We start from the raw sequence: 22,094 nt of genomic DNA, 5'->3' as shown, positions 1-22,094 counted from the left end.
ACAGGCAATACGCGCACCCGGATCGTTACAGAAATTGTCTCTTACAAGGGACGAGTGTATCCTGTACAAGACAGATACTAACATCAGGAATCGACAATGCAAGATGGCAGCGCCTTGGCGGTCTCAGCGGACGCAAAGATTTCGGTCTCTCGGGAGAAGGGCCTCAACCGGGTGCTCCAGATTCTGGAGTTCCTTCATTCGACGCAGCGCGCCATCGGTATCGGCGACCTCGCCAAGGGGGTCAACGCGCCGCGTTCGACCACCTACACACTGGTGCGATCGCTGGTCGATGCGGGCCTCCTGGAGATGGCCGGCGACGGCAACCGCGTCTATTTCGGTAAGAAGCTCTATCTCTATGGAATGGATTATGTGCGCGGCAACGACCTCTTGAGGCGAGGACGCCAGGAGGTCGACAACCTGTCGCGCGAGACCGGTGAGACCTCCGAACTGTGCATGCTGCAGAGCGGCCGCTACACGATCGTCCACTCGAGCCCGGGCACCCGGCCGTTCCGCATCAGCTCCGCCACCGGATTGCAGATTCCGCTGCCCTGGACCGCGTCAGGCAGGCTGCTGCTCGCCGGCCTCGAACAGGCCCGGATCGAAGCCATGATATCGGAAGACGACCTTATGCTGCCCGATGGCCGCAGATTGCGGCTGGACGATTTCATCGCCGACATAGCGACGGCGCGAGCCACCGGCTATTGCATCACTTCGGGGCTCGTCGACGCCTATACGAAATGCCTCGCCGCGCCGGTGTTTTCAGCACCCGGCACCGTCGAGGCGACGATGTGCCTGGTGGTGCCCATCGACACGTCGCAGGAGAAGACAGGCGAACTCCTGGCCCTGTTGCGCGAACGCGCGGCGCGGCTTTCGATCGCGGCCTGGACCTGAAGTCAGGCGATGATGTCCGGGATGATCCTGTCTTCCAGCTTCATCAGCCGATCCTTCAGCGCAAGCTTCTTCTTCTTCATGCGCTGGATCTGCAGCGGGTCGCAGTTCATGGCGATCATCGCATTGATCGCGGCGTCGAAATCGGCGTGTTCCTGCTTCAGCCGGGAAAATTCGAGGCGAATATCGGCCTGTTCCTGATCGGACATTCTCTACCGTCTGCACGTCTGCGGCGCCCAAAGCTGGGCCTGATTGGGCGGGGGGTGGCACTCTCTGCCACCGGCGCGCAGCCCATATCACATTTCACGTTGTCGTGGAATGCTACCACGGATCATTCGACATCGCTGCGCGAAGGTGGCACACTGTCATTGTGCCGTCACAGAGCGAGCCTGCGGTGGACGCGCCTTTGGCGGCTGCAATCGAGGAAATCATGAAAGGGAGAACCAATCATGTCTCTTGCATCCCATCTTGATGAGTTGCAGCGGAAACACGGCGACATCGAACGCGAGCTCGATGACGCGATGAATCACCCGTCGGTGGACGACCTGGAAATCGTGAATCTCAAGCGACGCAAGCTGGCAATCAAGGACGAGATTGAAAAACTGAGGGCCAAACCCACGACGCATTGATGCCCCACTGACATAACCGCTCACCATTCGGGTCTTTCCTGCCGGCGGCAATTGCCGCCGGACTGGTGGTTTTGATCTTCGATTTCAGGTCGACCATCACAGATATTCGTACCAGGCAGAGGCCCTCCGACTTCCTAGTCCCAGGACGAGTAGGGGCGAAGCTCGTCGCGGCTCCCCTTTACCATAACTGACCGAAGAGTGCAGCGGAGCAGAATTCCGCCTTGCCGCGGCGCTCTGAGGTCAGGGCTTGGATTCTGGGACTGCGCTGCGTCGCTCTTCTCCTTGCTCCTCCCCGAAATGACGGACTCGTTCCGGGAAAGACAAAGCGATGGGGCCTGCCAATCGCCAGGTAGCCGATTGGCCGACGCAAGCGAGCGATAAAAGTCGGGCGCCGAGCAACCGGCGGCGGCATCGATTGCGGCCAGTGGCGACCTGTCGCCATTGACAAGCCATCTTTGCTCCTCCACCTCATGCCCGGACTTCAGCGCATCGGCCCGGAGCGCGCTTTTGTGCGTCCAAGTGGACGCGCGGCGCTCCAGAGATTAAAGGCTGCCGGCATGACCGGATATTATTCCTTTCCCTTCCCGCGCCGCACCTCGGTTGGCGTCGATGTGGGCGGCGTGGTGGTTGGCGGGGGTGCTCCCGTCGTCGTGCAGTCGATGACCAATACGGATACCGCCGATGTCGACCAGACGGTCGCCCAGGTCGCGGCGCTGCATCGCGCCGGCTCCGAGATCGTGCGCATCACCGTAGACCGCGATGAAAGCGCCGCCGCCGTGCCGCGCATCCGGGAGCGGTTGGCGCGGCTCGGTATCAACGTGCCCATCGTCGGCGACTTCCACTATATTGGTCACAAGCTCCTGGCCGATCATCCGGCCTGCGCCGAGGCGCTGGCCAAATACCGCATCAATCCCGGCAATGTCGGCTTCAAGGACAAGAAGGACCGGCAGTTCGCGGCAATCGTCGAGATGGCGATCAAACATGACAAGCCGGTGCGCATCGGCGTCAACTGGGGCTCGCTCGACCAGGAACTCCTGACCCGGCTGATGGACGACAACCAGGCCCGCGGCTTTCCGTTGACCGCACAGCAAGTGACGCGCGAGGCGATCGTGCAGTCGGCGATCCTCTCGGCCGAGATGGCCGAGGAGATCGGCCTTGGCCGCGACAAGATCATCCTCTCGGCCAAGGTCAGCGGCGTGCAGGACCTGATAGCCGTTTACACCGAGCTCGCCAGCCGTTCCGACCATGCGCTGCATCTCGGCCTCACCGAAGCCGGCATGGGCTCGAAAGGCATCGTCGCCTCATCCGCCGCCATGGGCATCCTGTTGCAGCAAGGCATCGGCGACACCATCCGCATATCGCTGACGCCGGAGCCGAACGGCGATCGCACGCGCGAGGTGCAGGTGTCGCAGGAATTGCTGCAGACCATGGGCTTCAGGCAATTCGTGCCGATCGTCGCCGCTTGCCCCGGCTGCGGCCGCACAACCTCGACCGTGTTCCAGGAACTGGCCCAGAACATCCAGGCCGATCTCAGGAAGAACATGCCGGCGTGGCGTGAGAAATACCCAGGGGTCGAGAACCTCAAGGTCGCCGTGATGGGCTGCATCGTCAACGGCCCGGGCGAGTCCAAACATGCCGATATCGGCATTTCGCTGCCAGGCACCGGCGAGACGCCGACGGCGCCCGTTTTCGTCGACGGCAAGAAGGCGGCGACGCTGCGCGGACCGTCGATCGCGCAGGATTTCGAAAAGATGGTCGCCGACTATATCGAACAACGATTTGGTCGCGGCAAGGCCGCGGCAGAGTAGGTCGAATGCTGCGCTTCCTCCCGGTGGCGCTGATCCTGCTGTGCGGGTGGCCCACCTTGGCCCAGGCCGATCCGCCGCAATCGGCCAAGCAGCGGCTGATCGACAAGGTCTGCAACCTGATCCAGGCCCATGCCGACCAGAACGGTCTGCCCAGGGATTTCTTCGCCCGGCTGATCTGGAAGGAAAGTCGGTTCGATCCCAACGCCGTCAGTCCGGTCGGCGCCGAAGGAATCGCCCAGTTCATGCCGGGGACCGCCAAGATGCGCGGGCTCGCCAATTCCTTCGACATCAACCAGGCGATCCCGGCCTCGGCGAAATACCTCGCCGAGATGAAGACCAGCTATGGCAATCTCGGCCTGGCGGCCGCCGCCTACAATGCCGGCGAAAACCGGGTCTCGCGCTGGCTGGGCTCGGGCGGCTTCCTGCCGATGGAAACCGAAAGCTATGTCTTCGACATTATGGGCGAGCCGGTCGATAAGTTCGCCGACCGCGCCTATGCCGGAAGCGTGCGACCGCTCGACGCGAAATCCGATTTCGTCGCGGCCTGCCGTAAGCTCCCGGTGATCATGTCGCGGACGGTGGCGATGGCTTCCATCAACATAAAGCCCTGGGGAATCCAGGTGGCCGGCAATTTCCGCCGCAGCGCCGCGATCAACCAGTGGCTCAGGGTGAGAGGCCGCTTCCCGGCCCTGCTAGGCGGGCATGATCCGGTGGTCAGCCGGGTGCGCACGCCGATCGGCCGGCGCGGCATCTACGCGGTCAGGATCGGGGTCGACGACCGTGCCGCCGCCGGCGCTATCTGCCAGAAACTGCAAAGTGTCGGCGGGGCATGCGTGGTGGTGCGCAACCGATAGCGGGTGTGTCGTTGCGGGTGAAGGGGCGATAAAAATGACGGCCGCGGCTATAGGCGACCCTGGATTGGCCGGCATTGCCCTGCCTTCAACGAGCAATGAGGGCCGCAGGATGGTCGACGCATATGTTATCTGCGGCACGCCCAGGACCGGAAGCACTTTGCTGTGCAAGCTCCTGGCCTCCACGAAGGCGGCGGGCGATCCTCATTCGTTCTATCGGCGGCAGGACGTGCCCGAATGGGCCGAAGAGTGGGGGCTGCCCGGCCGCGACACGATGGGCGAACTCGAATTCAATGCCGCCTATCTCAATGCGGCCATCGCCGCCGGCAAGGGTGGAACCGGCATTTTCGGCCTGCGCCTGATGCGAGAGAATCTGGATGAGCTTTCAGCGATACTCGACCGGATTTTCCCGGGGCTTGTCTCGGATAAAGCTCGTTTCGAGAGGGCTTTTGGCCGTGTTCTCTACATACATCTGTCACGCGAGGACAAGCTTGCGCAGGCCGTATCGCTGGTCAAGGCGCAGCAAACCGGCCTTTGGCATGTCGCTCCCGATGGCACCGAACTGGAAAGGGTGGGACCTCCCGGAGAACCTCGATATGATTTCGGGCGGATCAAGGATGAGGTTGCCGGGCTCGATGGTTATGACACTGCCTGGAACATGTGGTTCGCGGAGCAAGAGGTAATCCCGCTGCGGATCGGCTATGAGCGCCTGTCGAGCGATCCGGTTGCAACGTTGGCGTCCGTTTGCGACGCCTTGGGGGTTCAGGCACCGGATGCTGGGGATATAAGACCCGGCGTCGCAAGGCTTGCCGACGAGACAAGCCTCGACTGGATGCGCCGTTATCATCTGGATGCGGCGTCCGAGGCGTCGACGGTATAGCTATGCCGTCTTCGCCACCACCGTTTCGCTGAGCCAGATGCCTATCTTGGCGCCGAGGCGGTCGGGTGAAACCGGCTTCGGCAGATAGTCGTCCATGCCGGCTTCGATGCACTTGTCGCGGTCGCCCTTCAGCGCATGCGCGGTGACGCCGATGATCGGAATGTGGCTGCCATCCGAGGCCTCCGTCGCCCGGATGGCGCGGGTCGCCTCGTAACCGTTCATCTCCGGCATGGAGACGTCCATCAGGATCAGCCTCGGGCGCAACGAGCGGTACATCTCGACCGCCGTGCGGCCGTTGCCGGCTATGCGATAGCTCAAGCCCAACCCGTTGAGAATCTGGCCGAACACCAACTGGTTCACCTCGTTGTCCTCGGCGATGAGGATGTCGATCGGACCGTTCGGCGCGACCGTCGGTTCCGGCACGGGGACGGCCGGCATTGCCGGGCCGCGGATGACGGTAAAGGCGGGCGGCGCCGCCTGCGGCAGCGCCGGTACAGGTTCGCGAACGAACTGCGCCCTGCCGACCTGCGAGCGGGCTTTCTGGACGACCGAGATGACGGTGCCGAGCAGGACCGCGGAGCGCGCCGGCTTGGTCAGGTGCGCGGCAATGCCGAAATCAATGATCATCTTGCCGAAATCGACCTGGTCGACCGAGGTCAGGAGCACGACCGGTATGGCCGACAGCCGGCTGTCGGCGGCGATGGCTTTCGCGACATCGGCGCCGTTCATACCGGGCATCTGGTAATCGAGGATGATGCAATCGACGGCGGCCCCCAGCTGGCAGGCGCGGTCGAGGAAAGCCAAGCCGACCGCACCGCTTTCGGCGGCGGCGCAGTCGAAGCTCCAGCTCCTGAGCTGTTCGAGCAGGATCTCGCGGTTGACCGGATTGTCGTCGATGACCAGAACGCGGGCGCCGGTGACGTCGACCGGCACGATCTCGTCGCGAGCCTCGGCACGATGCACGGGCAGGGGCACCGCGAACCAGAATACGGAGCCGCGGCCGATCTCGCTCTCGACGCCAATCTTGCCGGCCATCAGGTCGACGAGGCGGGCGGCGATGGCGAGACCAAGGCCGGTGCCCTCGTGACGGCGGGTCGAGGAGCCGTCGACCTGGGCGAATTTTTCGAACACGTTCTGCAACTTTTCGGCCGGGATGCCGATGCCGGTGTCCTCGACGCGCAACTTGAGCTGGACGACGTCATTGACGGTTTCGCCGCCGACGTCGATCAGCACATGGCCCTTCTCGGTGAACTTCACCGCGTTGCCGAGCAGGTTGGTGACAATCTGGCGGAACCGCCCGGCGTCGCCGACGACGTAGGCCGGCAGGCGCGGGTCGACGCGCACGATCAGTTCGAGGTTCTTTTCGGCGACATGGGCGGAGACGAGCGTGGCCACATCCTCGACCGCCTCGGCAAGGCGGAACGGCGCCGGGTCGAGCGTGAGCTGGCCGGCATTGATCTTGGAGAAATCGAGGATGTCGTTGATGATGGTGAGCAGCGCATTGCCGGATTTGACGATGACGTCGGTGAAGGTCTTCTGGCGCGCGGTCAGCTCAGTCTTGGCCAGCAGCTCGGCCATGCCGAGCACGCCGTTCATCGGCGTGCGGATTTCGTGGCTCATATTGGCGAGGAATTCCGATTTGGCGCGGTCGGCCGCCTCGGCCTTGAACAGCGACTCGGCGGATTCGGCGAAGGCGCGGCGGATGGCTTGCTCCATCGGCCGGAAGATCCAGAAAGCGGCGATGGAGAGCACCGCGAACAGCAATCCGCTCGCCCACAGCAGCAGCCGGTCACTGGAGGCATCGGCCAAATGGCGCTCGTCGTCCATGGCGGTGCGGACGCGGACCAGCATCGGCTGGGCAAACAGGTCGTTCTGGTTGCGGATTTCGCGATAGCTCCACTCATCGACCTTCTGCGCCACCGACATCAGGTTGAAGTTTCGAATCATGTCGCGCGGAGACCAGAAAAGGTCGCCATTGACCGAAGCGGATTCGAGCTCGTTGATCGTCTTTGTCGACAGGCGTGGACGCAATGCGGCGATCTGGGTCGCAAGCGTCCCAATCTCGCTGGTCAGGCGTTCCGAATGGCCGCGCGCCGACGCGGTCAGCGCATCGCGCGTCTCCGCTCGCCAGGCGGTTCCCGTCGTCTCGGCGAAGCTGGTCGCATTGCGCAGATCGCGGGTAAAGATGACAAGGTTGCTGCTCAGGGCATCGATCTGGTGGCGGAAGGAATTGACGCGATCAAGTGCGAGCATGATCGCCAGCGAAGCCAACGCGAAGATCAGCAATCCTGAGAGATAACGGCTCCGGATGGACCGTATGAAGGAAGAATATTCCGGCATGCGCAACCCCAACACATACGCATTATTTTAACGGTCGGGATTACGCTTGATTTACATTAAGATTTCGTTCTGGCGACCGAGAATTTCGGATTCCCGCAGCCTCCCATGTAGCCTGCCGGCTGCGCCGAGATGAAGGGCCGCGCCACTTCAAGGGACGGTCAAGCTTCGGATATTATTTCAATCCGCGGGCCGTTTGTGATGCCGGGATTCCTGGTTCGAGCCGCGAAGCATTTCACGGTCATCGGCATCGACCAGATCGACGTCGCCGCCCCTGAGCGACTGGCCCTGCTGGCGAGCCGTTCTTTCCTGCTTCGACCGCTTCAGTTCGTCCTCGGCGTTGAAATTCTTGTTCGCATTCTTGGTGTTCACCCGCTCCTCGATGATTTGCACCTGCTGTTCGTGGGTCTTCTTGCCGGTCATGGGATATCTCCCTCTATTTGTTCGTCCGGCCGGTCTGGTCGGGGTTCACACCGCCTTGCGGGGTGGTGTCGTTCTCGACATCGCCCCGAAAAGTATTTTCGCCATCGAGTTCCTCGTCGTCGTCAAGAATGTCGCCACCCTTGATGGTGCCTTTGGATGCGCCGATGCCGGGATCGTTGCGCAAGTCGCGATCGCTTGGCCTCGGCTGTTTGCGATGCTTGTTGTCGTTCATGGGTTGCCTCCTGCTTCTGGTCCCGAACGTCGCGACGGGTGCAATTGTTCCCGAAACGCAAGGTCCCCAAACGCTCTGGCCGGGAGTGAGACCACCGCAGCCGCGTATCTTCGAACAGCGGAATGCTGCCACGAGTGATGTCAGCTCCGCGTCAACCGGTTATCGATCGGGCAGCATTTGGCGCGCCTGCCTGTTCGGCGCGGCGGATCAGATCGACGCTGTGATGCCGCCGTCCACATAGAGAATATGGCCGTTTACGAAAGAGGAGGCCTCGCTGGCCAGGAAGACGCAGGCGCCGACCAGTTCCTCGACCTTTCCCCAGCGGCCGGCTGGCGTGCGCTTTTCCAGCCAGGTGCTGAACGCAGGGTCGGCGACAAGGGCAGCGTTGAGCGGCGTATCGAAATAGCCGGGTGCAACGGCATTGCATTGCAGGCCATGTTTGGCCCAATCCGTAGCCATGCCCTTGGTCAGGTTGCCGACCGCGCCTTTCGTCGCCGTGTAGGGCGCGATGCCCGGACGGGCGAGCGCGGTCTGCACGCTGGCGATGTTGATGATCTTGCCGCGGCCGCGCCTGATCATATGGCGCGCCACGGCCTGGCCGACATGGAAGACGCTGGCGACGTTGGTCTGCAGCAGGCGCTCGAACGCATCGGCGGGAAACTCCTCGAGCGGCGCGCGGAATTGCATGCCGGCATTGTTCACCAAAATGTCGATCGCTCCGCCGTCCAGTTCGAAACCGTCGACCGCCGAGCGAACCGCTTCATGATCGGTAGCATCGAAGGCCAGCTTTTCCGCTCCGGGAATCTGCCTGATCGCGGTGGCGAGCCTTGCCTCGTCACGGCCGTTGAGGATCACCCTGGCGCCGGCTTCGGCCAAACCCTTGGCCAAGGCGAAGCCTATGCCTTGCGAGGAGCCGGTTACGAGGGCGGTGCGCCCGCTGAGATCGAACAATTTGGTCGACATCGAACCTGATCCTCCCGATTGGCCCGTTAAACAGAAACCTTCACGCCAAGCCTCGGGGTCTGCCCCGATCTCAATTGTTGCGCGTCGCCACGAAGGTCGCGGCTGCCTTCAGCAGGCCGGCCTGCTCGCCATAGGGTTCGAGCAGCGCATGCGCCTGATGGACAAGGCCATGCAACTGGGCGCGTGCCCATGCCTCCCCGTGCAGCGCCACCAGCGTTGCCTTGCCAGCGGCGGCGTCCTTGCCCGTCGCCTTGCCCATCTGTGCGGCATCCGCGGTCAAATCGAGAAGATCGTCGGCAAGCTGGAAGGCAAGCCCGATCGCCGAGCCGAACTCGGCCAGTCTTTCGCGATCCCCGGCAGGCACGCCGGCGACGACCGCGCCCGCCTCGCAGGCAAAGCGGATCAGCGCACCGGTCTTCATCGCCTGCAGCCGGATGATCCCGGCCTCGTCCGGGGCGATGCGCTCGGCCTCGAGGTCCAGCGTCTGGCCGCCGACCATGCCGCCGGTCCCGGCGGCGCGGGCGAGCGCCAGCACAAGGGCGGCCCGCCGCTCCGCCGGCAGCGCCGTGGTCTCGTCGGCGAGGATGTCGAAGGCAAGCGTCAGCAGGGCGTCGCCGGCCAGGATGGCGGTCGCCTCGTCGAAGGCCCTGTGCACGGTAGGCTGGCCGCGGCGCAGATCGTCGTCGTCCATCGCCGGCAGGTCGTCATGGATCAGCGAATAGCAGTGCACGCATTCCAGTGCGGCCGCCACGCGCAGTGCCGCTTCGCCGTCGGCGGAAAACAGGGCCGCGCTTTCCATCACCAGAAAGGGGCGCAGGCGCTTACCGCCGTTGAGCACGCCGTGCCGCATCGCCGCCATAAGGCGCTCGGGCCGCGCGATCTCGCCCGTGAGCGCGCGGTCGTCGAGCAATCGCCGCAGCAACGTCTCGACGGCGGCGGCCCGTGCGACGAGCGCCGTTTCGAACGCCATTTCATCGTCATTCGTCATGGCCCGGACCGGTAGCCGACACTCAGACGTTGCGCAAGAAGACAAGCGCCATTATGCCGGGGGAGGGAGAGACACGGGTTGGGCGACTTGGCGGAACCGATCGTCGATCATGAAACCGAAAAGCTGGACATGGCGACGAGATCCCGTGGCGTGAACCGTCGTGCTCTCAAACGCTGGGTCCGGCGCGGTATCGTCGTGGCTGCCGTGCTGGCGCTTATCCCTACGGTGCTGACCTTTCTCTATCTGCCGTCTTTCGTGCATCCGGTGTCGACGCTGATGCTGAAGGATCTTGCCACCTTCTCCGGCTATGACCGCCGCTGGGTGTCGATCGACGACGTGGCACCGGTGCTGGCCAATTCGGTGATCATGTCGGAGGACGGACAGTTCTGTTTCCATCGCGGCGTCGACCTCGGCGAATTGCGGGGTGTCGTCGACGACGCGCTGGCCGGCGAGGGGACGCGCGGCGCCTCGACCATCACCATGCAGACGGTGAAGAACCTGTTTTTGTGGTCTCGTCCGCTGGGCACGGTTCGTAAAGTGGTCGAGTTGCCGCTGGCCGTGTATCTCGACGCGGTGATGTCGAAGCGGCGCATCATGGAAATCTACCTCAACATCGCCGAGTGGGGGCCGGGCATATACGGCATCGAGGCGGCGGCGCGGCACCATTTCGGTATTTCGGCAAAACAGCTGTCGCGCCGTCAGGCCGCGCTGCTTGCCGTCAGCTTGCCAAATCCGATCGCCCGCAACCCGGCCAAGCCCGGGCCGGGGCTGAGGAGGCTGGCCAACCTGATCGAGCGGCGCGCCGGCCGATCCGGCGCTTATGTCGGCTGCCTCCAGTAGCCGACATAAAAAAATTCGCGGGCAGCGCTGGCCAAAACGGCACCGGGCGTGTATAGGCACCCGACTTTCTCAGATTCCGGCCCCTGACACGGCCCTTTCACGAGGGCGGGCGGGGCTTTTGACCATGTAGTGGAGCATATCCATGGCCGTTCCGAAACGAAAAACCTCTCCGTCCAAGCGCGGCATGCGCCGCTCGGCAGACGCCCTCAAGGCCCCGACCTATGTCGAGGACAAGAACTCCGGCGAAATGCGCCGCCCGCACCATATCGACCTGAAGACCGGCATGTATCGCGGCCGCCAGGTGCTGACGCCCAAGGAAAGCTGAGACCAGCTTTCCTGATGTTTGAGCTAAAAAGACCGGCCGCTGGCCGGTCTTTTTGCGTCTGGCGGGACCGACGACCGACAGCGTAGCTGCGTCTCCAGGCCTTGATCTCCGATCGGCCCGGACGCCGCCTCATCGCGCATCCTCGAGGCATGGCCGATTGCATACCGCACATCGCCTTCGACTCGGTCGACACGACTTTTCCCAATGATCGAACCGTGAGCCCGATGCGCGGCAATCGCCGGAGGCAGCGTCGCTGGTGTTTTTCGCAATCTGTGGGATTGCCATAGACGGTTTCTTATGCGATTTTTGAATTTATAGTCGGAAATCGACACAGATTGGGAATTCGATGTGGGATTTCGTCAGCACAAGTGATCTCGACGATACCGAGCAGGCCGTCCTTTCCCAACTCAAAGTCGATGGGCGGATGTCGAGTGTGGATATCGCCAAGCGCATCGGCGTCACCGAAGCGACGGTGCGGCGGAAAATGGCCCGTGTGCTCGAGGACCCGGATATCTGCATCCAGGCGGTCGTGCGCCCTTTGCGCAGCGATGTCGGCATTGCGGCCATTGTCGGGCTCGACGTCGACCGCGAGCACATCATCAGCGTTGCTCGAAAACTGTCGGAATACTCGTTCGTCGACAGCGTCTACGCCATGACCGGGCCGTTCGACATCATCATCCAGCTCACTTTGCCATCCACGACCAGCCTGCACGATTTCCTCGTCAGTGAACTGGCCAACGTTCCCGGGATCAAGGATTCCGAGAGCTACATGATCGGTCGCGTCTTCAAGCATAGCGGCCGGGCTTACCAGCACAGCAAAACCGAAGAAAAAAGAGGGTAACAATGGGTGAGTTTCTTTCCGCTTCGCGCCGCCGCGTCCTGACCCTTCTTGCCGCCGCGCCGCTCCTCCTGCCGTTCGCTGCCACCGCCCATGCCGATGGGCTGGTCGACCAAATCAAGCAGCGCGGCACCATCCTCGTCGGAACCGAGGCCGCGTTCGAGCCGTTCGAATTCGTCCGCGACGGCCAGATCGTCGGCTATAACAAGGACATTCTCGACTATGTGGTCAGCCAGCTCGGCGTGAAGCTCGACCAGCTCAACCTGCCTTTCCAAGGCTTGCTGCCAGGGCTGCTGGCCAAGAAGTTCGACCTGATGGCGACCTCGACCGGCATCAACGCCGAGCGGGCGGCGAAATACGCCTATACGCGGCCGACCGGTTCGTTCGAGAACGTCGTCGTCGTGCGCGTCGACGAGGAGCGCATCAAGAAGCCGGAGGACATCAACGGCATGGTGGTGGCCACGCAACTCGCCTCCTCCGTGCAGCCCATCATCGAGGCCTATGACAAGGAGCTCAAGGATAAAGGCGGCAAGGGTGTCGGCGAGATGAAGCTGTTCACCTCCTTCCCCGAGACCCATGTCGCTCTGGCCTCCGGCCAGGTCGACGCCATCGTCATCGCCTCGCCTTCGGCGGCCGTTCTGATGAAGAACGTTCCCGATACCTACAAGGTCGTCGGCTCGATCGGCGAATTCTCCTATCTCTCCTGGGTGGTGCGGCCGGAGGACAAGGATCTGCGCGCCTTCATCAACGCCAAAATCGGCGACTTGAAGGACAGCGGCAAGCTGAAGGAGCTTCAGCTCAAATGGTTCGGGTTCGAGATGAAGACGCCCGACGAGGGTTATCTGCCGCCTGGCGCGCTCTAAGCCCCCAACCAGGCGCCCGGCGCTGCCGGACCGGTGGTTCCAGTCATTGGACGCGCCGGTCTCGGATGGCCCGGACGTCCAGGGATCATTCGAGCTGAAAAATGTTCCATTTTTCAAAGACGCTGACCTTCCTGCCGGAATTCCTGGCCGGCGCCGGCATCACGCTGAGCGTCTCGGCGCTGGGGTTTCTGGTGGGCACATTGATCGGCTTCGGCCTGCTCGCATGTGGCAGGTCGCGCTGGCGCGTGATCCGCTGGATCGGCGCGGTCTACACCAGCTTCATCCGAGGCACGCCGCTGATCGTGCAGATCTTCATGGTCTACTACGTGCTGCCGGGCCTCGTCGGTATCGACCTGCCGCCGCTCCTGGCCGGCGTGCTGGCGCTCAGCTTCAACAGCGCGGCCTTCGTCGCCGAAATCCTGCGCGCCGGGCTGACGCGCATTCCCGCCGGCCAGTACGAGGCGGCCAAGGCGCTCGGGCTGAAGCCTGCCGTGACCTGGTTCAAGGTCATCCTGCCGCAGCTCTTCCGCGCCATTATCCCACCGATGGTCAACGAGTTCACCATGCTGGTGAAGGCATCCTCGATCCTGTCGGTGATCGCGGTGGTGGAACTGACCCGCACCGCGCAGAACATCATGAACGTCACCTACCGGCCGGTCGAGGCCTTCTGCATCGCGGCGGTGCTGTATTTCGTCGTGCTGCTATCATGCAGCCTGCTGACTAGGCATCTGGAACTCAAGGCGCGAGGCGCACGCGCATGAGCTTCGATTTTTCCGTCATAGCGGACAACTGGCAGATCCTCGCCAAGGGCTTCGGCAACACGGCGCTGATGTGCGCTGTCGCACTGCCGTTCGGCTTCGCGCTCGGTACCGTGCTGGCGCTGATCCGGCTGCGCGGCGGACGGGTGCCGACGGCGATCGTCTCGGCCTATGTCGAAATATTCCGCAATATCCCGTTCCTGATCCAGATCTTCCTTTTGTTCTACGCCTTGCCGATGTTCGGTGTCAGGCTCTCGCCCGTGGTCGTGTCGATCGGCGCGCTGTCGGCCTACGCCAGCGCCTATTCGGCCGAGATCATCAGGGGCGCGATCCAGTCGATTTCGTACGGCCAGGTCGAGGCCGGCTACGCGCTGGGACTGCGCTACCTGACCATCTTCCGCAAGATCCTGGTGCCGCAGGTGCTCGGCTACATCCTGCCCGCGGCCACCAATCTCACCATCACGCTGATCAAGGAATCGGCGATCCTGTCGGCGATCACCGTACCGGAACTCACCTACATGGCCCAGAACATCATTGGCCGCACCTTCTCGCCGGTGGAGATCTTCACCGCCATCGCATTGCTGTACTGGGGGCTGACGGCCTTCGTGGCAGCGATCTCGCGCAGCCTGGAGCATAGGCTGCAGCCCCATCTCGCAGCCCGCCGTGGCGCCTGATCCAAAAAAGCTTCAACGCAGAGGAGACCCCATGTCCAAACTCACCACCGCGCCGCGCGACGTCTTCCAGACATTCATGAACTTTCCGCTGGTCGATGACCTCGACACACTGAAGGCCGATGTCGCCATCATCGGCATGCCCTATGGCGATCCCTACACGATCGACGAGCTGATCAACGACCAGACCAATGCGCCGACCGCGGTGCGGCGCGCCTCGCAGCGGATCAGCCAGGCGCTCGACCGCTATGATTTCGACATCGGTGGGCCAGTCTTCGACGGCAAGGACATCAAGGTGGTAGACGTCGGCGACGTTCCCGGCGCGGCGGCCGATCATGTCGGGCACTATGGCAGAGCCGAAGCGGCGATCCGCAAGATCCGCGCCGCGGGCGCACTGCCGATCACAATCGGCGGCGACCACGGCATTCCGATCCCGATCTTCCGGGCGCTCGATGGCGAGGGTCCGATCACGCTGGTTCAGCTCGACGCACATCTCGACTGGCGTGACAACGTCAACGGGGTCAAGGAGGGCTATTCCAGCACCATCCGGCGGGCCTCGGAAATGGCGCATATCAAGGATATTTTTCAGGTCGGCGTTCGCGGCCAAGGCAGCGCGCGCACCGAGGAGGTCGAGGCCGCCCGCGCCTATGGCGCCAACATCATTACCACCAATGAATGGCAGGACATCGGCACCGCCGCGCTCCTGAAGCGAATTCCCGACGGCGGTCGCTACTATCTCACCATCGATGCCGACGGCCTCGATCCGGCGGTGATGCCGGCGGTCGAGGGGCCACAGCCGGGCGGCGTCAGCTACCGGCAGACGATTGAGCTCATCAAGGGGCTGGTCGGCAAAGGAAGGCTGGTCGGCATGGATATCGTCGAGATCGCGCCGGCGCGCGACGTCAACGAGATCACCTCGATGACGGCCGGCCATATCATCCTCAACGTCATCGGCGCGGCCGTGCGCGCCGGCTACTTCAAGCGCTGATCGCGAGCGGCGTGCGCGTTCACGCATCCCGCGGCTCGATTTCAAAGATGTCGGCCGGACAACCGGCTGACATCGTTGTTGCATTCGGTCTTCTAGCGTGTTTGGGGCGTGCTGCGAAAATTCTTGACGGCGTGCCGGTGGCGCACTCTACAAAGGGGTGCCCCCAAATGGAGACGCCAGATGTTCGGTGCCGTCCCGCTGCTGATCGTGCCCTTTGTCCTCTACAATCTCGGGCTGCTCGGAATATTCGGCAGCGGTGACGATCCCTGGGCAAGCGAGGTCTTTTCCGTCGGCATGATGTCCGGCGGGGTGTTCTCGATGACGCTCGGCGACCTTATGGTGCTGATCGGGCTCATCTTCCTCTTCGTCGAGATCGTGAAATCGGCGCGCACTACGAACGCCTCGATCATGGACCATCTGTTGTCGACGCTGGTCTTCGTGGCCTTCCTGGTCGAGTTCCTGCTGGTCAAGGGCGCCGCCCATTCGGTCTTCTTCACGCTGATGATCATCGCGCTGTTCGACGTGCTCGCCGGCTTCTCGGTGTCGATGCGGTCGGCGAGCAGGGATATCAACCTGAATTAGCCTCAGCCCGGATCGGCGGTGAAGCCGGCGGCCTCGATGCCGGCGATGGCGGCGGCTTCGTCATTGTCCGAGCTGTCGCCGGAAATGCCGACGGCGCCTATGATGCTGCCTGCCTTGTCGCGGATCAGCACGCCGCCCACGACCGGCAACACGCGTCCGCCCGAGACGTCGGAGATGCCGGTCATGAGATGCGGGCGCTCCTTGGCGAAGGCCTCGACGCGGCGCGAGCCCATGCCGATGGCGAGCGCGCCATAGGCCTTGCCGGCGGACATTTGCGGGCGCAGGAACGAGGCGCCGTCCTGGCGCTGGAAGGCGACGAGATGGCCGCCGGCGTCGAGCACCGAGACGCCGAGCGGCCTGAGCTTGAGCTCCGCGCCCTTGGCGAAGGCGGCGTCGATGATCTCGAGGGCTTTGTCGAGCGGCAGTGCGGTCATGGCGATCTCCTGTTTGAAACGGATATCATCGGCAGCCAGCCGGACGAGGCAATCCAGGTTCCGGTTGAAATTGCTTCGTGGAAAGCGGGGTGAACGCGCCGATCCGGATCGCGCCTATGCCGCGATCCACCAAATGCGGTCAACGGCCACCGGCTCAGGGCCGGCAACGAAGCAACCGGGAGCGGCGTGCTACTTCTTCTTGGCGCGGGCGGGCTTCTTGGCGGGCACTGCCGGCGCGTTGGCAAGGTCTTCGGCTTCCTTGGCCAGCCGCAGCGCCCGCAGCTTGTCGGTCTTGACCTTGCGGGCATCGCTCTCGGCGACATACTCGGCCATCGCCTTCTGTCGGACCGTGGCCGCTTCCTCCTGCTTCTTGAAGCGCAGATCGGCGCGCGCGCGGGCAGTATCCCTAGAGTTCTCAACCAAGAGTCTGTTCCAATCTCGTGACGTGATTTTCGGCCTCTTGTAGCAGAGCCGGCCATTCAACGGGGAAAATAGTTGGTCACGCGGCCGGATTGGCGCCGAGAGCCTTGCTGGCGAGCACGGCCTCATAGGCGGCCTGCAGGGTCGCGCGTACAGAGGGGCCGGACGCTGCATCGAGGGGCGTGCCGAGATGCTCGTGGCGCAACTCATCCATGAATTTCTCCCATAGCGGCGGCCCGCCCTTTTCCAGAAGCTCGGCCCGGATCGACAATTCCTCGCTGACCGGCAGCCAGACGCGGCCCCAGGCGCCGAGATGGGCCAGGATCGGCACCAGGGTGATCGCCATTTCGGTCAGGCTGTAGATCGCCTTCTGCTTGTGCGAAGGATCGTCGGCCTTGGTCAGCATGCCCAGATCCATCAGCCGCTTCAGCCGGTCGGCCAGTATGTTGGAAGCAATGCCTTCCATCGACCCGTTGAGCAACTCGCGAAAATGGCGCCTGCCGCCAAAAATCATATCGCGAAGGATGATCAGGCTCCAGCGGTCGCCGAACACTTCCAGCGAAAGATTGATCGGGCAACCCGAGCGGCGATCGATGTTCATTCGATTTCTCCAAAACCGGTTGCATTATTGTATCGGTTTTATTATGGTGCAACCGATTGCAAAATGCAAGCAGATGAGGAGGCCACGCGATGACGAAGACCGGACGCCCCACTATCATATCCGAAGCCTTTGGCGACCCCGCCGACCCCGCTCTGCTGCTGATCATGGGAGCGATGGCCTCAATGCTGTGGTGGCCGGAGGCGTTTTGCCGGAAACTCGCCGCCGCGGGACTGTTCGTAATCCGCTATGATAATCGAGATACCGGCCGCTCGACCAAATACCCGCCGGGAGAGCCGCCCTACACGTTCGACGACCTGGCCGACGATGCGATCGGCGTTCTCGACAGCCACGGCCTCGACAAGGCGCATATCGCCGGCATGTCGATGGGCGGCATGATCGCGCAGCTCGTGGCGCTCAAGCATCCGTCCCGTGTCGCGTCGCTGACCGTGATCAGCAGCTCGCCGATGGGGGTGGACACCTCGTACCTGCCGCAGACCAGCGATGCCTATATCAAACATTCGGCTGAAGGCGCGCACATTGACTGGTCGGATCGCCGCCAGGTCATCGACTTCATGATCAAAGATGCCAAGGCGATCGCCAGCACAGCACATCCCTTCGACGAGGGCCGCATGAAAGCCTTCATCGAGCGGGACTATGATCGCTCCGCCGGCCTGCTCAGCGCGACCAATCATTTCCTGCTCAAGGGCGATAGTGACCGATGGAGGGGCCGACTGCACGAGATGAACGCGCCGCTGCTGGTCATCCATGGTACGGCCGATCCCATCTTTCCGGTCGAGCATGGCGAAGCGCTGGCCGGGGCGGTCGCCGGCGCGAAACTCCTCCGGGTTGAAGGCGGCGGCCACGAACTGCATCCGGACGATTGGGATGTGATCGTCGCCGGCATCGTTGCTCATATCCGGGCCGATTGGCACTCAAAGCGCGGTCCTGACGCCACAAGTTTGGGCAATAGTTAAGTAAACATTTCGGTACTAGACGACGTGAACCCCGAGACAGGTGAGCAAAAATGTCCCTGACGCTTCACTATCATCCGCTGGCCTCGTTTTGCTGGAAGCCGCTGATCGCGCTCTACGAGAACGGCACGCCGTTCGCGTCCGTCATAGTCGATCTCGGCGACGAGCAGTCGCGAGCGGCCTTCCTGAAGATAGCGCCCTGGGGCAAGATGCCCGCTTTGCGTGACGATGCGCGCGACCGCACTGTGCTGGAGTCGACCCTCGTCATCGAGTATCTGGCCGCGCACTATCCCGGACCGGTCGACCTCGTCCCCGCCGATATCGACCTCGCAATCGCGGTTCGCCAGGCCGATCGCTTTTACGATCTCTATGTGCAGGAACCGATGCAGAAGATCGTCGGGGACCGGCTGCGCCCGGAACGTAGGACCGATCCGTTCGGCGTCGAACAGGCGCGCGACCAGTTGCGCAATTCCTACGCGATCATCGAGCAGGAGATGGCGTCGAGGAACTGGGCTGTGGGCGACGCCTTCACCATGGCCGATTGCGCGGCCTCGCCGGCCCTGTTCTACGCCAACAAGGTCGAGCCATTCGGCGACAGATATCCTGCCGTGAGTCGCTACCATGACCGGCTGTTGCAGCGGCCGGCCTTCGCCCAGGTGATTGAGGAGGCGCAGCCCTATTTCAAGCTCTTCCCCTATAATGATGGCTGATCGTGGTGCGTGACCGGTCGTTTGAACAGGAACGATCAAGTCTCCCAAAATTGGTCGAGCCAGATGTTGAGTTTCAGGAAGCCGGCATTGCTCACCGTATAGACGCGCCGCGTGCCTTCGGCCTTGGCGTGGACAAGGCCGGCATCGAGCAACACCTTCAGATGCTGCGATACGGCCGGACGTGAGACCGGCAGCCCGGCTGCCAGTTGATTAACGGTTTTGGGACCGCGTCGAAGTTCTTCCAGGAGATGGCGCCGGTTGGGATCGGCGATCGCCATGAAGGCGTCGGAAAGCATCATGCCTCATTTGTGGGGCAAAGTTCTTCGAATCTCAACCGTTTGCTTCTGCTTTTCTTCTTGGGTCAAGCCGCAATGCTTCCGGCGTCACCGAACGGTCGGCGGGCTGCGTCTTGAAGGCGTCGCGGTCCTCGATCGGCACCGGCGCGCGGCGGCTGATGCGCAGCAGCGTGTAGCCTGCCAGGGAAAGATGCGCGAAGGCGGTCGCCAGAAACAGGCCCTCCGGACGCATCCAGCCCATCAGGGCGGCCGCCAGCAAGGGTCCGATCATGGTGCCGAAGCCATAGAGCAGCAGCAGGCCGCCCGAAACCTTGACGAAGTCCTCGGCACTGGCGTGGTCGTTGGCATGCGCCACGGCGATCGAATAGAGCGTATAGGCGAAAGCACCGTAGGCGGCGGTGAAGACGATGACGAAGACGCCGGAGCGCGGCTCGAACAGGAAGATCAAGAGCGCGAACAGCGCAGCGCCGAAAGCGGCACCCGCCAGCACGAAGCGCCGGTCGGTCTTGTCGGAGAAACGCCCGGCCGGAAGCTGCATGGCGGCACCCGCCACCACCACCAGGCTCATCATCAAGGCGATCTCGGCGGTGGAGATGCCGATGCGGGCGCCATAGACGGCGCCAAGCGTGCCCCATGCGCCGTTGGCGATGCCGATGAGGACGCAAGCGATGGCCGAAACCGGCGAGTTGGCGTAGAGCCCCTTGACGTCGAGCTTGACGTCCTGGAGCGGCTTGGGGTGCGAGGCGGTCGATACCGCGGTCGGGATGAGTGACAGGCAGAACAGGATGCCGGTGATCATGAAGAGTGAGGCCGATTTCACGTCGCCGCCGGCGACGATCATCTGCCCGCCCATGATCGAGGCATAGGTAACCATCATATAGAGGCCGAAGACGGTGCCGCGATTCTCGTTGGTGGCCTTTTCGTTCAGCCAGCTTTCGATGACCATGAAGGCGCCGGCCATGGTGAAGCCGGTGAAGGCGCGCAACAGGATCCAGACATATTCGTCGATGACCAGTCCGGTGAGCAGCGCAACGATGGCGCCGGACGCGGCGAAGGCGCCGAAGGCGCGCACGTGGCCGGCACGGCGCACGATACGTGGTGCAAAGAAGCAGCCGGTGACGAAGCCGCCGGCCCAGGCTGTGCCCATCAGGCCAAGCGATGCGGTAGAGAAGCCTTCCACCTGGCCGCGCAGCGGCAACAGCAAGCCGTGCAATCCCGACGCTGCCAAAAGGAAGGCGGTGCCCCGAAGCAGCGAAAGGATCGGTCTGTAGGCTGCGAGCATTTTTTGATCCGGCTGAAATCGAGGAGAGACGCAGAGTCTGAAGACAGTCGCATTCGGGCTTTTCGGAGGCGGGTCTTTTCGGCCTTATTCGCGGCGGAACAGCGCCTCGGCCGCGGATTTGGTGCTGTCCTTCGACTTGAGTTCAGCCTCCAACCGGGCGATCTCGTCACGCAGGATGCCGATCCGTTCCGACAACTCGCCGACGGAGAGCAGCGACAGGTCCTGCCCGATCTCGTGCGGACGCGCCTTCTTCTTGGGTTCGTCGTCGAAGATCGCCATTTGTGCTCCTCCTCCGCCATACCGATTGGCCATTTGCCTGATTTGCCAATGAGCATACATAGGGCAGGGGCGTCGATGCAAACAGCCGGCAAGAATGCGGCGAGGAAAGACGGGAGATTTCATGGCGAGCGGATCTAAAATTCCGGCAAGGATGACGGCCATCGCGATCTCCGAGCCGGGTGGGCCCAGGGTGCTGAAACCGGAGACGCGCGATGTGCCTGTGCCCGGTCCCGGCGAGATATTGATCAAGGTGCGCGCCGCCGGCGTCAACAGGCCCGACGTGCAGCAGCGGAAGGGCGCCTATCCGCCGCCGCCCGGTGCGTCGGACCTGCCGGGCCTGGAGGCGTCGGGCGAAGTGGCCGCGCTCGGCGACGAAATCTCTCGCTGGCGCCTTGGCGAGCGCGTCTGCGCGCTCACCCCCGGCGGCGGCTATGCCGAATATGTCAAGGTTCATGCCGGCAGCGTGCTGCCGCTGCCGGCCGGTTTCACCCACACGGAAGCGGCGGCCGTGCCGGAAAACTATTTCACCGTCTGGCACAATGTGTTCGAGCGCGGCGGCTTGAAGAAAGGCGAAACGCTGCTGGTTCATGGCGGCTCTTCGGGTATCGGCACGACGGCGATCCAGCTTGCATCGGCCTTCGGCGCCCATGTCATCACTACGGCCGGCAACAAGGAGAAATGCGATGCCTGCCTGAAGCTCGGAGCCGACCGGGCGATCAGCTACCGCGAGGAGGATTTCGTCGCGGCGGTCAAGGAAGCGACGGGCGGCAAGGGTGCCGACGTCATCCTCGACATGGTCGGCGGCGACTATGTGGCGCGCAACTACGAGGCCGCGGCGGTCGAGGGCCGGATCGTCCAGATCGCCCTGCAAGGCGGCGCGGTGGCGAGCGCCGATTTCTCGAAAATCATGGTCAAGCGGCTTGTTCATACTGGTTCGACACTGAGGCCGCGCACCGTCGAGTTCAAGGCGGCGCTGGCAGCCGCGCTCGAAGCGCAGGTGTGGCCGTTGCTCGGCACGCGCCGGATCGCGCCCGTCATGGACATGATCTTCCCGCTTGCCGATGCCTGGCGGGCGCATGAGCGTATGGAGGAAGGCGATCATATCGGCAAGATCGTGCTCGACGTCGGCTGACGGCAACATTGCCGATGCCCGGCTGGCCGAGGCGGGCTCATACCCGCGACCCGGCCCCTGCCTGCAAGCTGAACAAAAGCTTAATGGTGCAATGCAGCATTTGCA

The 22,094-nt window shown here is 63.1% G+C and carries 28 protein-coding genes; 16 read left to right on the top strand and 12 right to left on the bottom strand.

Going from position 1 to position 22,094, the window contains the following annotated elements:
- Positions 1-96 precede the first annotated feature (96 nt).
- The gene (locus LB545_RS00630; RefSeq protein WP_140558863.1) at positions 97-891 is read left to right on the top strand and encodes an IclR family transcriptional regulator; all 795 of its coding nucleotides are present in this window, start codon (positions 97-99) and stop codon (positions 889-891) included.
- Between the two features lie 2 nt (positions 892-893).
- Here the strand turns inward: LB545_RS00630 and LB545_RS00625 are convergent, their stop codons facing one another.
- On the bottom strand, positions 894-1,097 hold the full coding sequence (locus LB545_RS00625) for a YdcH family protein (RefSeq protein WP_140500489.1): 204 nt from the start codon (positions 1,095-1,097) through the stop codon (positions 894-896).
- 240 nt (positions 1,098-1,337) lie between these two features.
- Here LB545_RS00625 and LB545_RS00620 point away from each other — a divergent pair, with 240 nt between their 5' ends.
- The 4 genes from LB545_RS00620 (at position 1,338) to LB545_RS00605 (ending at position 5,056) form a co-directional block, all read left to right on the top strand.
- Positions 1,338-1,517, top strand: a complete 180-nt coding sequence (locus tag LB545_RS00620) for a YdcH family protein (protein ID WP_097571999.1) — start codon at positions 1,338-1,340, stop codon at positions 1,515-1,517.
- 557 nt (positions 1,518-2,074) lie between these two features.
- Positions 2,075-3,325: a flavodoxin-dependent (E)-4-hydroxy-3-methylbut-2-enyl-diphosphate synthase gene (ispG, locus tag LB545_RS00615; protein ID WP_140517596.1), complete on the top strand. Its 1,251-nt coding sequence runs from the start codon at positions 2,075-2,077 to the stop codon at positions 3,323-3,325.
- Between the two features lie 5 nt (positions 3,326-3,330).
- On the top strand, positions 3,331-4,179 hold the full coding sequence (locus LB545_RS00610; protein WP_140525751.1) for a lytic transglycosylase domain-containing protein: 849 nt from the start codon (positions 3,331-3,333) through the stop codon (positions 4,177-4,179).
- Between the two features lie 64 nt (positions 4,180-4,243).
- On the top strand, positions 4,244-5,056 hold the full coding sequence (locus tag LB545_RS00605) for a Stf0 family sulfotransferase (protein ID WP_224619784.1): 813 nt from the start codon (positions 4,244-4,246) through the stop codon (positions 5,054-5,056).
- Here the strand turns inward: LB545_RS00605 and LB545_RS00600 are convergent, their stop codons facing one another.
- From LB545_RS00600 to LB545_RS00580, 5 genes are all read right to left on the bottom strand, one after another.
- Positions 5,057-7,396: a response regulator gene (locus LB545_RS00600; protein WP_224704207.1), complete on the bottom strand. Its 2,340-nt coding sequence runs from the start codon at positions 7,394-7,396 to the stop codon at positions 5,057-5,059.
- 177 nt (positions 7,397-7,573) lie between these two features.
- Positions 7,574-7,816 (bottom strand): hypothetical protein, encoded by a 243-nt coding sequence (locus LB545_RS00595; protein WP_140662920.1) that lies wholly within the window; start codon positions 7,814-7,816, stop codon positions 7,574-7,576.
- Between the two features lie 13 nt (positions 7,817-7,829).
- Complete coding sequence (locus LB545_RS00590; protein ID WP_140517598.1) at positions 7,830-8,048, bottom strand: hypothetical protein; 219 nt, start codon at positions 8,046-8,048, stop codon at positions 7,830-7,832.
- A gap of 207 nt (positions 8,049-8,255) precedes the next feature.
- On the bottom strand, positions 8,256-9,011 hold the full coding sequence (locus tag LB545_RS00585; RefSeq protein ID WP_140500499.1) for an SDR family oxidoreductase: 756 nt from the start codon (positions 9,009-9,011) through the stop codon (positions 8,256-8,258).
- A 70-nt stretch (positions 9,012-9,081) separates the two neighbouring features.
- Positions 9,082-9,999 carry a polyprenyl synthetase family protein gene (locus LB545_RS00580; RefSeq protein WP_140517599.1) on the bottom strand — a complete coding sequence of 306 codons (918 nt, stop codon included), beginning with the start codon at positions 9,997-9,999 and terminating at the stop codon, positions 9,082-9,084.
- Between the two features lie 78 nt (positions 10,000-10,077).
- On the opposite strand from LB545_RS00580, the gene LB545_RS00575 reads away from it, so the two are divergent.
- The 8 genes from LB545_RS00575 (at position 10,078) to LB545_RS00540 (ending at position 15,864) form a co-directional block, all read left to right on the top strand.
- A complete protein-coding gene (locus LB545_RS00575; protein ID WP_140500502.1) occupies positions 10,078-10,839 on the top strand; it encodes a transglycosylase domain-containing protein in 762 nt (253 codons plus the stop codon).
- Positions 10,840-10,981: 142 nt separating this feature from the next.
- Positions 10,982-11,164, top strand: a complete 183-nt coding sequence (gene rpmF / locus LB545_RS00570; protein WP_008834724.1) for a 50S ribosomal protein L32 — start codon at positions 10,982-10,984, stop codon at positions 11,162-11,164.
- Positions 11,165-11,510: 346 nt separating this feature from the next.
- Positions 11,511-12,005, top strand: a complete 495-nt coding sequence (locus LB545_RS00565) for an Lrp/AsnC family transcriptional regulator (RefSeq protein WP_140500504.1) — start codon at positions 11,511-11,513, stop codon at positions 12,003-12,005.
- Positions 12,006-12,007: 2 nt separating this feature from the next.
- Positions 12,008-12,865: a transporter substrate-binding domain-containing protein gene (locus LB545_RS00560; protein WP_140517600.1), complete on the top strand. Its 858-nt coding sequence runs from the start codon at positions 12,008-12,010 to the stop codon at positions 12,863-12,865.
- Between the two features lie 101 nt (positions 12,866-12,966).
- Complete coding sequence (locus LB545_RS00555) at positions 12,967-13,626, top strand: amino acid ABC transporter permease (protein ID WP_140500507.1); 660 nt, start codon at positions 12,967-12,969, stop codon at positions 13,624-13,626.
- Positions 13,623-14,297 (top strand): amino acid ABC transporter permease, encoded by a 675-nt coding sequence (locus LB545_RS00550; protein ID WP_140500508.1) that lies wholly within the window; start codon positions 13,623-13,625, stop codon positions 14,295-14,297. The genes LB545_RS00555 and LB545_RS00550 overlap by 4 nt, the downstream gene beginning before the upstream one ends.
- A gap of 31 nt (positions 14,298-14,328) precedes the next feature.
- The gene (locus LB545_RS00545; RefSeq protein ID WP_140517601.1) at positions 14,329-15,282 is read left to right on the top strand and encodes an agmatinase; all 954 of its coding nucleotides are present in this window, start codon (positions 14,329-14,331) and stop codon (positions 15,280-15,282) included.
- Positions 15,283-15,462: 180 nt separating this feature from the next.
- Positions 15,463-15,864, top strand: a complete 402-nt coding sequence (locus tag LB545_RS00540; protein ID WP_140500511.1) for a hypothetical protein — start codon at positions 15,463-15,465, stop codon at positions 15,862-15,864.
- 2 nt (positions 15,865-15,866) lie between these two features.
- On the opposite strand, the gene LB545_RS00535 is transcribed toward LB545_RS00540, so the two are convergent.
- The 3 genes from LB545_RS00535 to LB545_RS00525 form a co-directional block, all read right to left on the bottom strand.
- Positions 15,867-16,298: a GlcG/HbpS family heme-binding protein gene (locus LB545_RS00535; protein WP_140500513.1), complete on the bottom strand. Its 432-nt coding sequence runs from the start codon at positions 16,296-16,298 to the stop codon at positions 15,867-15,869.
- Between the two features lie 189 nt (positions 16,299-16,487).
- Positions 16,488-16,721: a hypothetical protein gene (locus tag LB545_RS00530; protein ID WP_140500515.1), complete on the bottom strand. Its 234-nt coding sequence runs from the start codon at positions 16,719-16,721 to the stop codon at positions 16,488-16,490.
- Between the two features lie 76 nt (positions 16,722-16,797).
- Positions 16,798-17,319, bottom strand: a complete 522-nt coding sequence (locus LB545_RS00525; protein ID WP_140500517.1) for a winged helix-turn-helix transcriptional regulator — start codon at positions 17,317-17,319, stop codon at positions 16,798-16,800.
- 89 nt (positions 17,320-17,408) lie between these two features.
- On the opposite strand from LB545_RS00525, the gene LB545_RS00520 reads away from it, so the two are divergent.
- Together LB545_RS00520 and LB545_RS00515 are read left to right on the top strand one after the other, a co-directional pair.
- Positions 17,409-18,293, top strand: a complete 885-nt coding sequence (locus LB545_RS00520) for an alpha/beta fold hydrolase (RefSeq protein ID WP_224704206.1) — start codon at positions 17,409-17,411, stop codon at positions 18,291-18,293.
- Between the two features lie 50 nt (positions 18,294-18,343).
- Entirely contained in the window at positions 18,344-19,000 is a 657-nt protein-coding gene (locus LB545_RS00515; RefSeq protein ID WP_140517605.1) for a glutathione S-transferase family protein, read from the top strand.
- A gap of 35 nt (positions 19,001-19,035) precedes the next feature.
- On the opposite strand, the gene LB545_RS00510 is transcribed toward LB545_RS00515, so the two are convergent.
- The 3 genes from LB545_RS00510 to LB545_RS00500 form a co-directional block, all read right to left on the bottom strand.
- Complete coding sequence (locus tag LB545_RS00510; protein WP_140500522.1) at positions 19,036-19,299, bottom strand: ArsR/SmtB family transcription factor; 264 nt, start codon at positions 19,297-19,299, stop codon at positions 19,036-19,038.
- Between the two features lie 31 nt (positions 19,300-19,330).
- A complete protein-coding gene (locus LB545_RS00505; protein ID WP_140500523.1) occupies positions 19,331-20,578 on the bottom strand; it encodes an MFS transporter in 1,248 nt (415 codons plus the stop codon).
- 84 nt (positions 20,579-20,662) lie between these two features.
- Positions 20,663-20,857: a DUF1192 domain-containing protein gene (locus tag LB545_RS00500; RefSeq protein ID WP_224704203.1), complete on the bottom strand. Its 195-nt coding sequence runs from the start codon at positions 20,855-20,857 to the stop codon at positions 20,663-20,665.
- 121 nt (positions 20,858-20,978) lie between these two features.
- Between LB545_RS00500 and LB545_RS00495 the strand changes: the two genes are divergently transcribed.
- On the top strand, positions 20,979-21,989 hold the full coding sequence (locus LB545_RS00495; protein WP_224704201.1) for an NAD(P)H-quinone oxidoreductase: 1,011 nt from the start codon (positions 20,979-20,981) through the stop codon (positions 21,987-21,989).
- The last annotated feature ends 105 nt before the right edge of the window (positions 21,990-22,094 follow it).

This window comes from Mesorhizobium sp. BR1-1-6, assembly GCF_020165355.1.
Taxonomy (GTDB): domain Bacteria; phylum Pseudomonadota; class Alphaproteobacteria; order Rhizobiales; family Rhizobiaceae; genus Mesorhizobium.
Note: the sequence above shows the minus strand (reverse complement) of the source record. Positions and strands in the feature narration are given on the sequence as shown.

What these genes read in the sequence shown, in the direction of transcription:
- LB545_RS00630 (WP_140558863.1), top strand. Translation starts at nt 97, where the DNA reads ATGCAAGATGGCAGCGCCTTGGCGGTCTCAGCGGACGCAAAGATTTCG.
- LB545_RS00625 (WP_140500489.1), bottom strand. Translation starts at nt 1,097, where the DNA reads ATGTCCGATCAGGAACAGGCCGATATTCGCCTCGAATTTTCCCGGCTG.
- LB545_RS00620 (WP_097571999.1), top strand. Translation starts at nt 1,338, where the DNA reads ATGTCTCTTGCATCCCATCTTGATGAGTTGCAGCGGAAACACGGCGAC.
- ispG (WP_140517596.1), top strand. Translation starts at nt 2,075, where the DNA reads ATGACCGGATATTATTCCTTTCCCTTCCCGCGCCGCACCTCGGTTGGC.
- LB545_RS00610 (WP_140525751.1), top strand. Translation starts at nt 3,331, where the DNA reads ATGCTGCGCTTCCTCCCGGTGGCGCTGATCCTGCTGTGCGGGTGGCCC.
- LB545_RS00600 (WP_224704207.1), bottom strand. Translation starts at nt 7,396, where the DNA reads ATGCCGGAATATTCTTCCTTCATACGGTCCATCCGGAGCCGTTATCTC.
- LB545_RS00595 (WP_140662920.1), bottom strand. Translation starts at nt 7,816, where the DNA reads ATGACCGGCAAGAAGACCCACGAACAGCAGGTGCAAATCATCGAGGAG.
- LB545_RS00590 (WP_140517598.1), bottom strand. Translation starts at nt 8,048, where the DNA reads ATGAACGACAACAAGCATCGCAAACAGCCGAGGCCAAGCGATCGCGAC.
- LB545_RS00585 (WP_140500499.1), bottom strand. Translation starts at nt 9,011, where the DNA reads ATGTCGACCAAATTGTTCGATCTCAGCGGGCGCACCGCCCTCGTAACC.
- LB545_RS00580 (WP_140517599.1), bottom strand. Translation starts at nt 9,999, where the DNA reads ATGACGAATGACGATGAAATGGCGTTCGAAACGGCGCTCGTCGCACGG.
- rpmF (WP_008834724.1), top strand. Translation starts at nt 10,982, where the DNA reads ATGGCCGTTCCGAAACGAAAAACCTCTCCGTCCAAGCGCGGCATGCGC.
- LB545_RS00565 (WP_140500504.1), top strand. Translation starts at nt 11,511, where the DNA reads ATGTGGGATTTCGTCAGCACAAGTGATCTCGACGATACCGAGCAGGCC.
- LB545_RS00560 (WP_140517600.1), top strand. Translation starts at nt 12,008, where the DNA reads ATGGGTGAGTTTCTTTCCGCTTCGCGCCGCCGCGTCCTGACCCTTCTT.
- LB545_RS00555 (WP_140500507.1), top strand. Translation starts at nt 12,967, where the DNA reads ATGTTCCATTTTTCAAAGACGCTGACCTTCCTGCCGGAATTCCTGGCC.
- LB545_RS00550 (WP_140500508.1), top strand. Translation starts at nt 13,623, where the DNA reads ATGAGCTTCGATTTTTCCGTCATAGCGGACAACTGGCAGATCCTCGCC.
- LB545_RS00545 (WP_140517601.1), top strand. Translation starts at nt 14,329, where the DNA reads ATGTCCAAACTCACCACCGCGCCGCGCGACGTCTTCCAGACATTCATG.
- LB545_RS00540 (WP_140500511.1), top strand. Translation starts at nt 15,463, where the DNA reads ATGTTCGGTGCCGTCCCGCTGCTGATCGTGCCCTTTGTCCTCTACAAT.
- LB545_RS00535 (WP_140500513.1), bottom strand. Translation starts at nt 16,298, where the DNA reads ATGACCGCACTGCCGCTCGACAAAGCCCTCGAGATCATCGACGCCGCC.
- LB545_RS00525 (WP_140500517.1), bottom strand. Translation starts at nt 17,319, where the DNA reads ATGAACATCGATCGCCGCTCGGGTTGCCCGATCAATCTTTCGCTGGAA.
- LB545_RS00520 (WP_224704206.1), top strand. Translation starts at nt 17,409, where the DNA reads ATGACGAAGACCGGACGCCCCACTATCATATCCGAAGCCTTTGGCGAC.
- LB545_RS00515 (WP_140517605.1), top strand. Translation starts at nt 18,344, where the DNA reads ATGTCCCTGACGCTTCACTATCATCCGCTGGCCTCGTTTTGCTGGAAG.
- LB545_RS00510 (WP_140500522.1), bottom strand. Translation starts at nt 19,299, where the DNA reads ATGATGCTTTCCGACGCCTTCATGGCGATCGCCGATCCCAACCGGCGC.
- LB545_RS00505 (WP_140500523.1), bottom strand. Translation starts at nt 20,578, where the DNA reads ATGCTCGCAGCCTACAGACCGATCCTTTCGCTGCTTCGGGGCACCGCC.
- LB545_RS00500 (WP_224704203.1), bottom strand. Translation starts at nt 20,857, where the DNA reads ATGGCGATCTTCGACGACGAACCCAAGAAGAAGGCGCGTCCGCACGAG.
- LB545_RS00495 (WP_224704201.1), top strand. Translation starts at nt 20,979, where the DNA reads ATGGCGAGCGGATCTAAAATTCCGGCAAGGATGACGGCCATCGCGATC.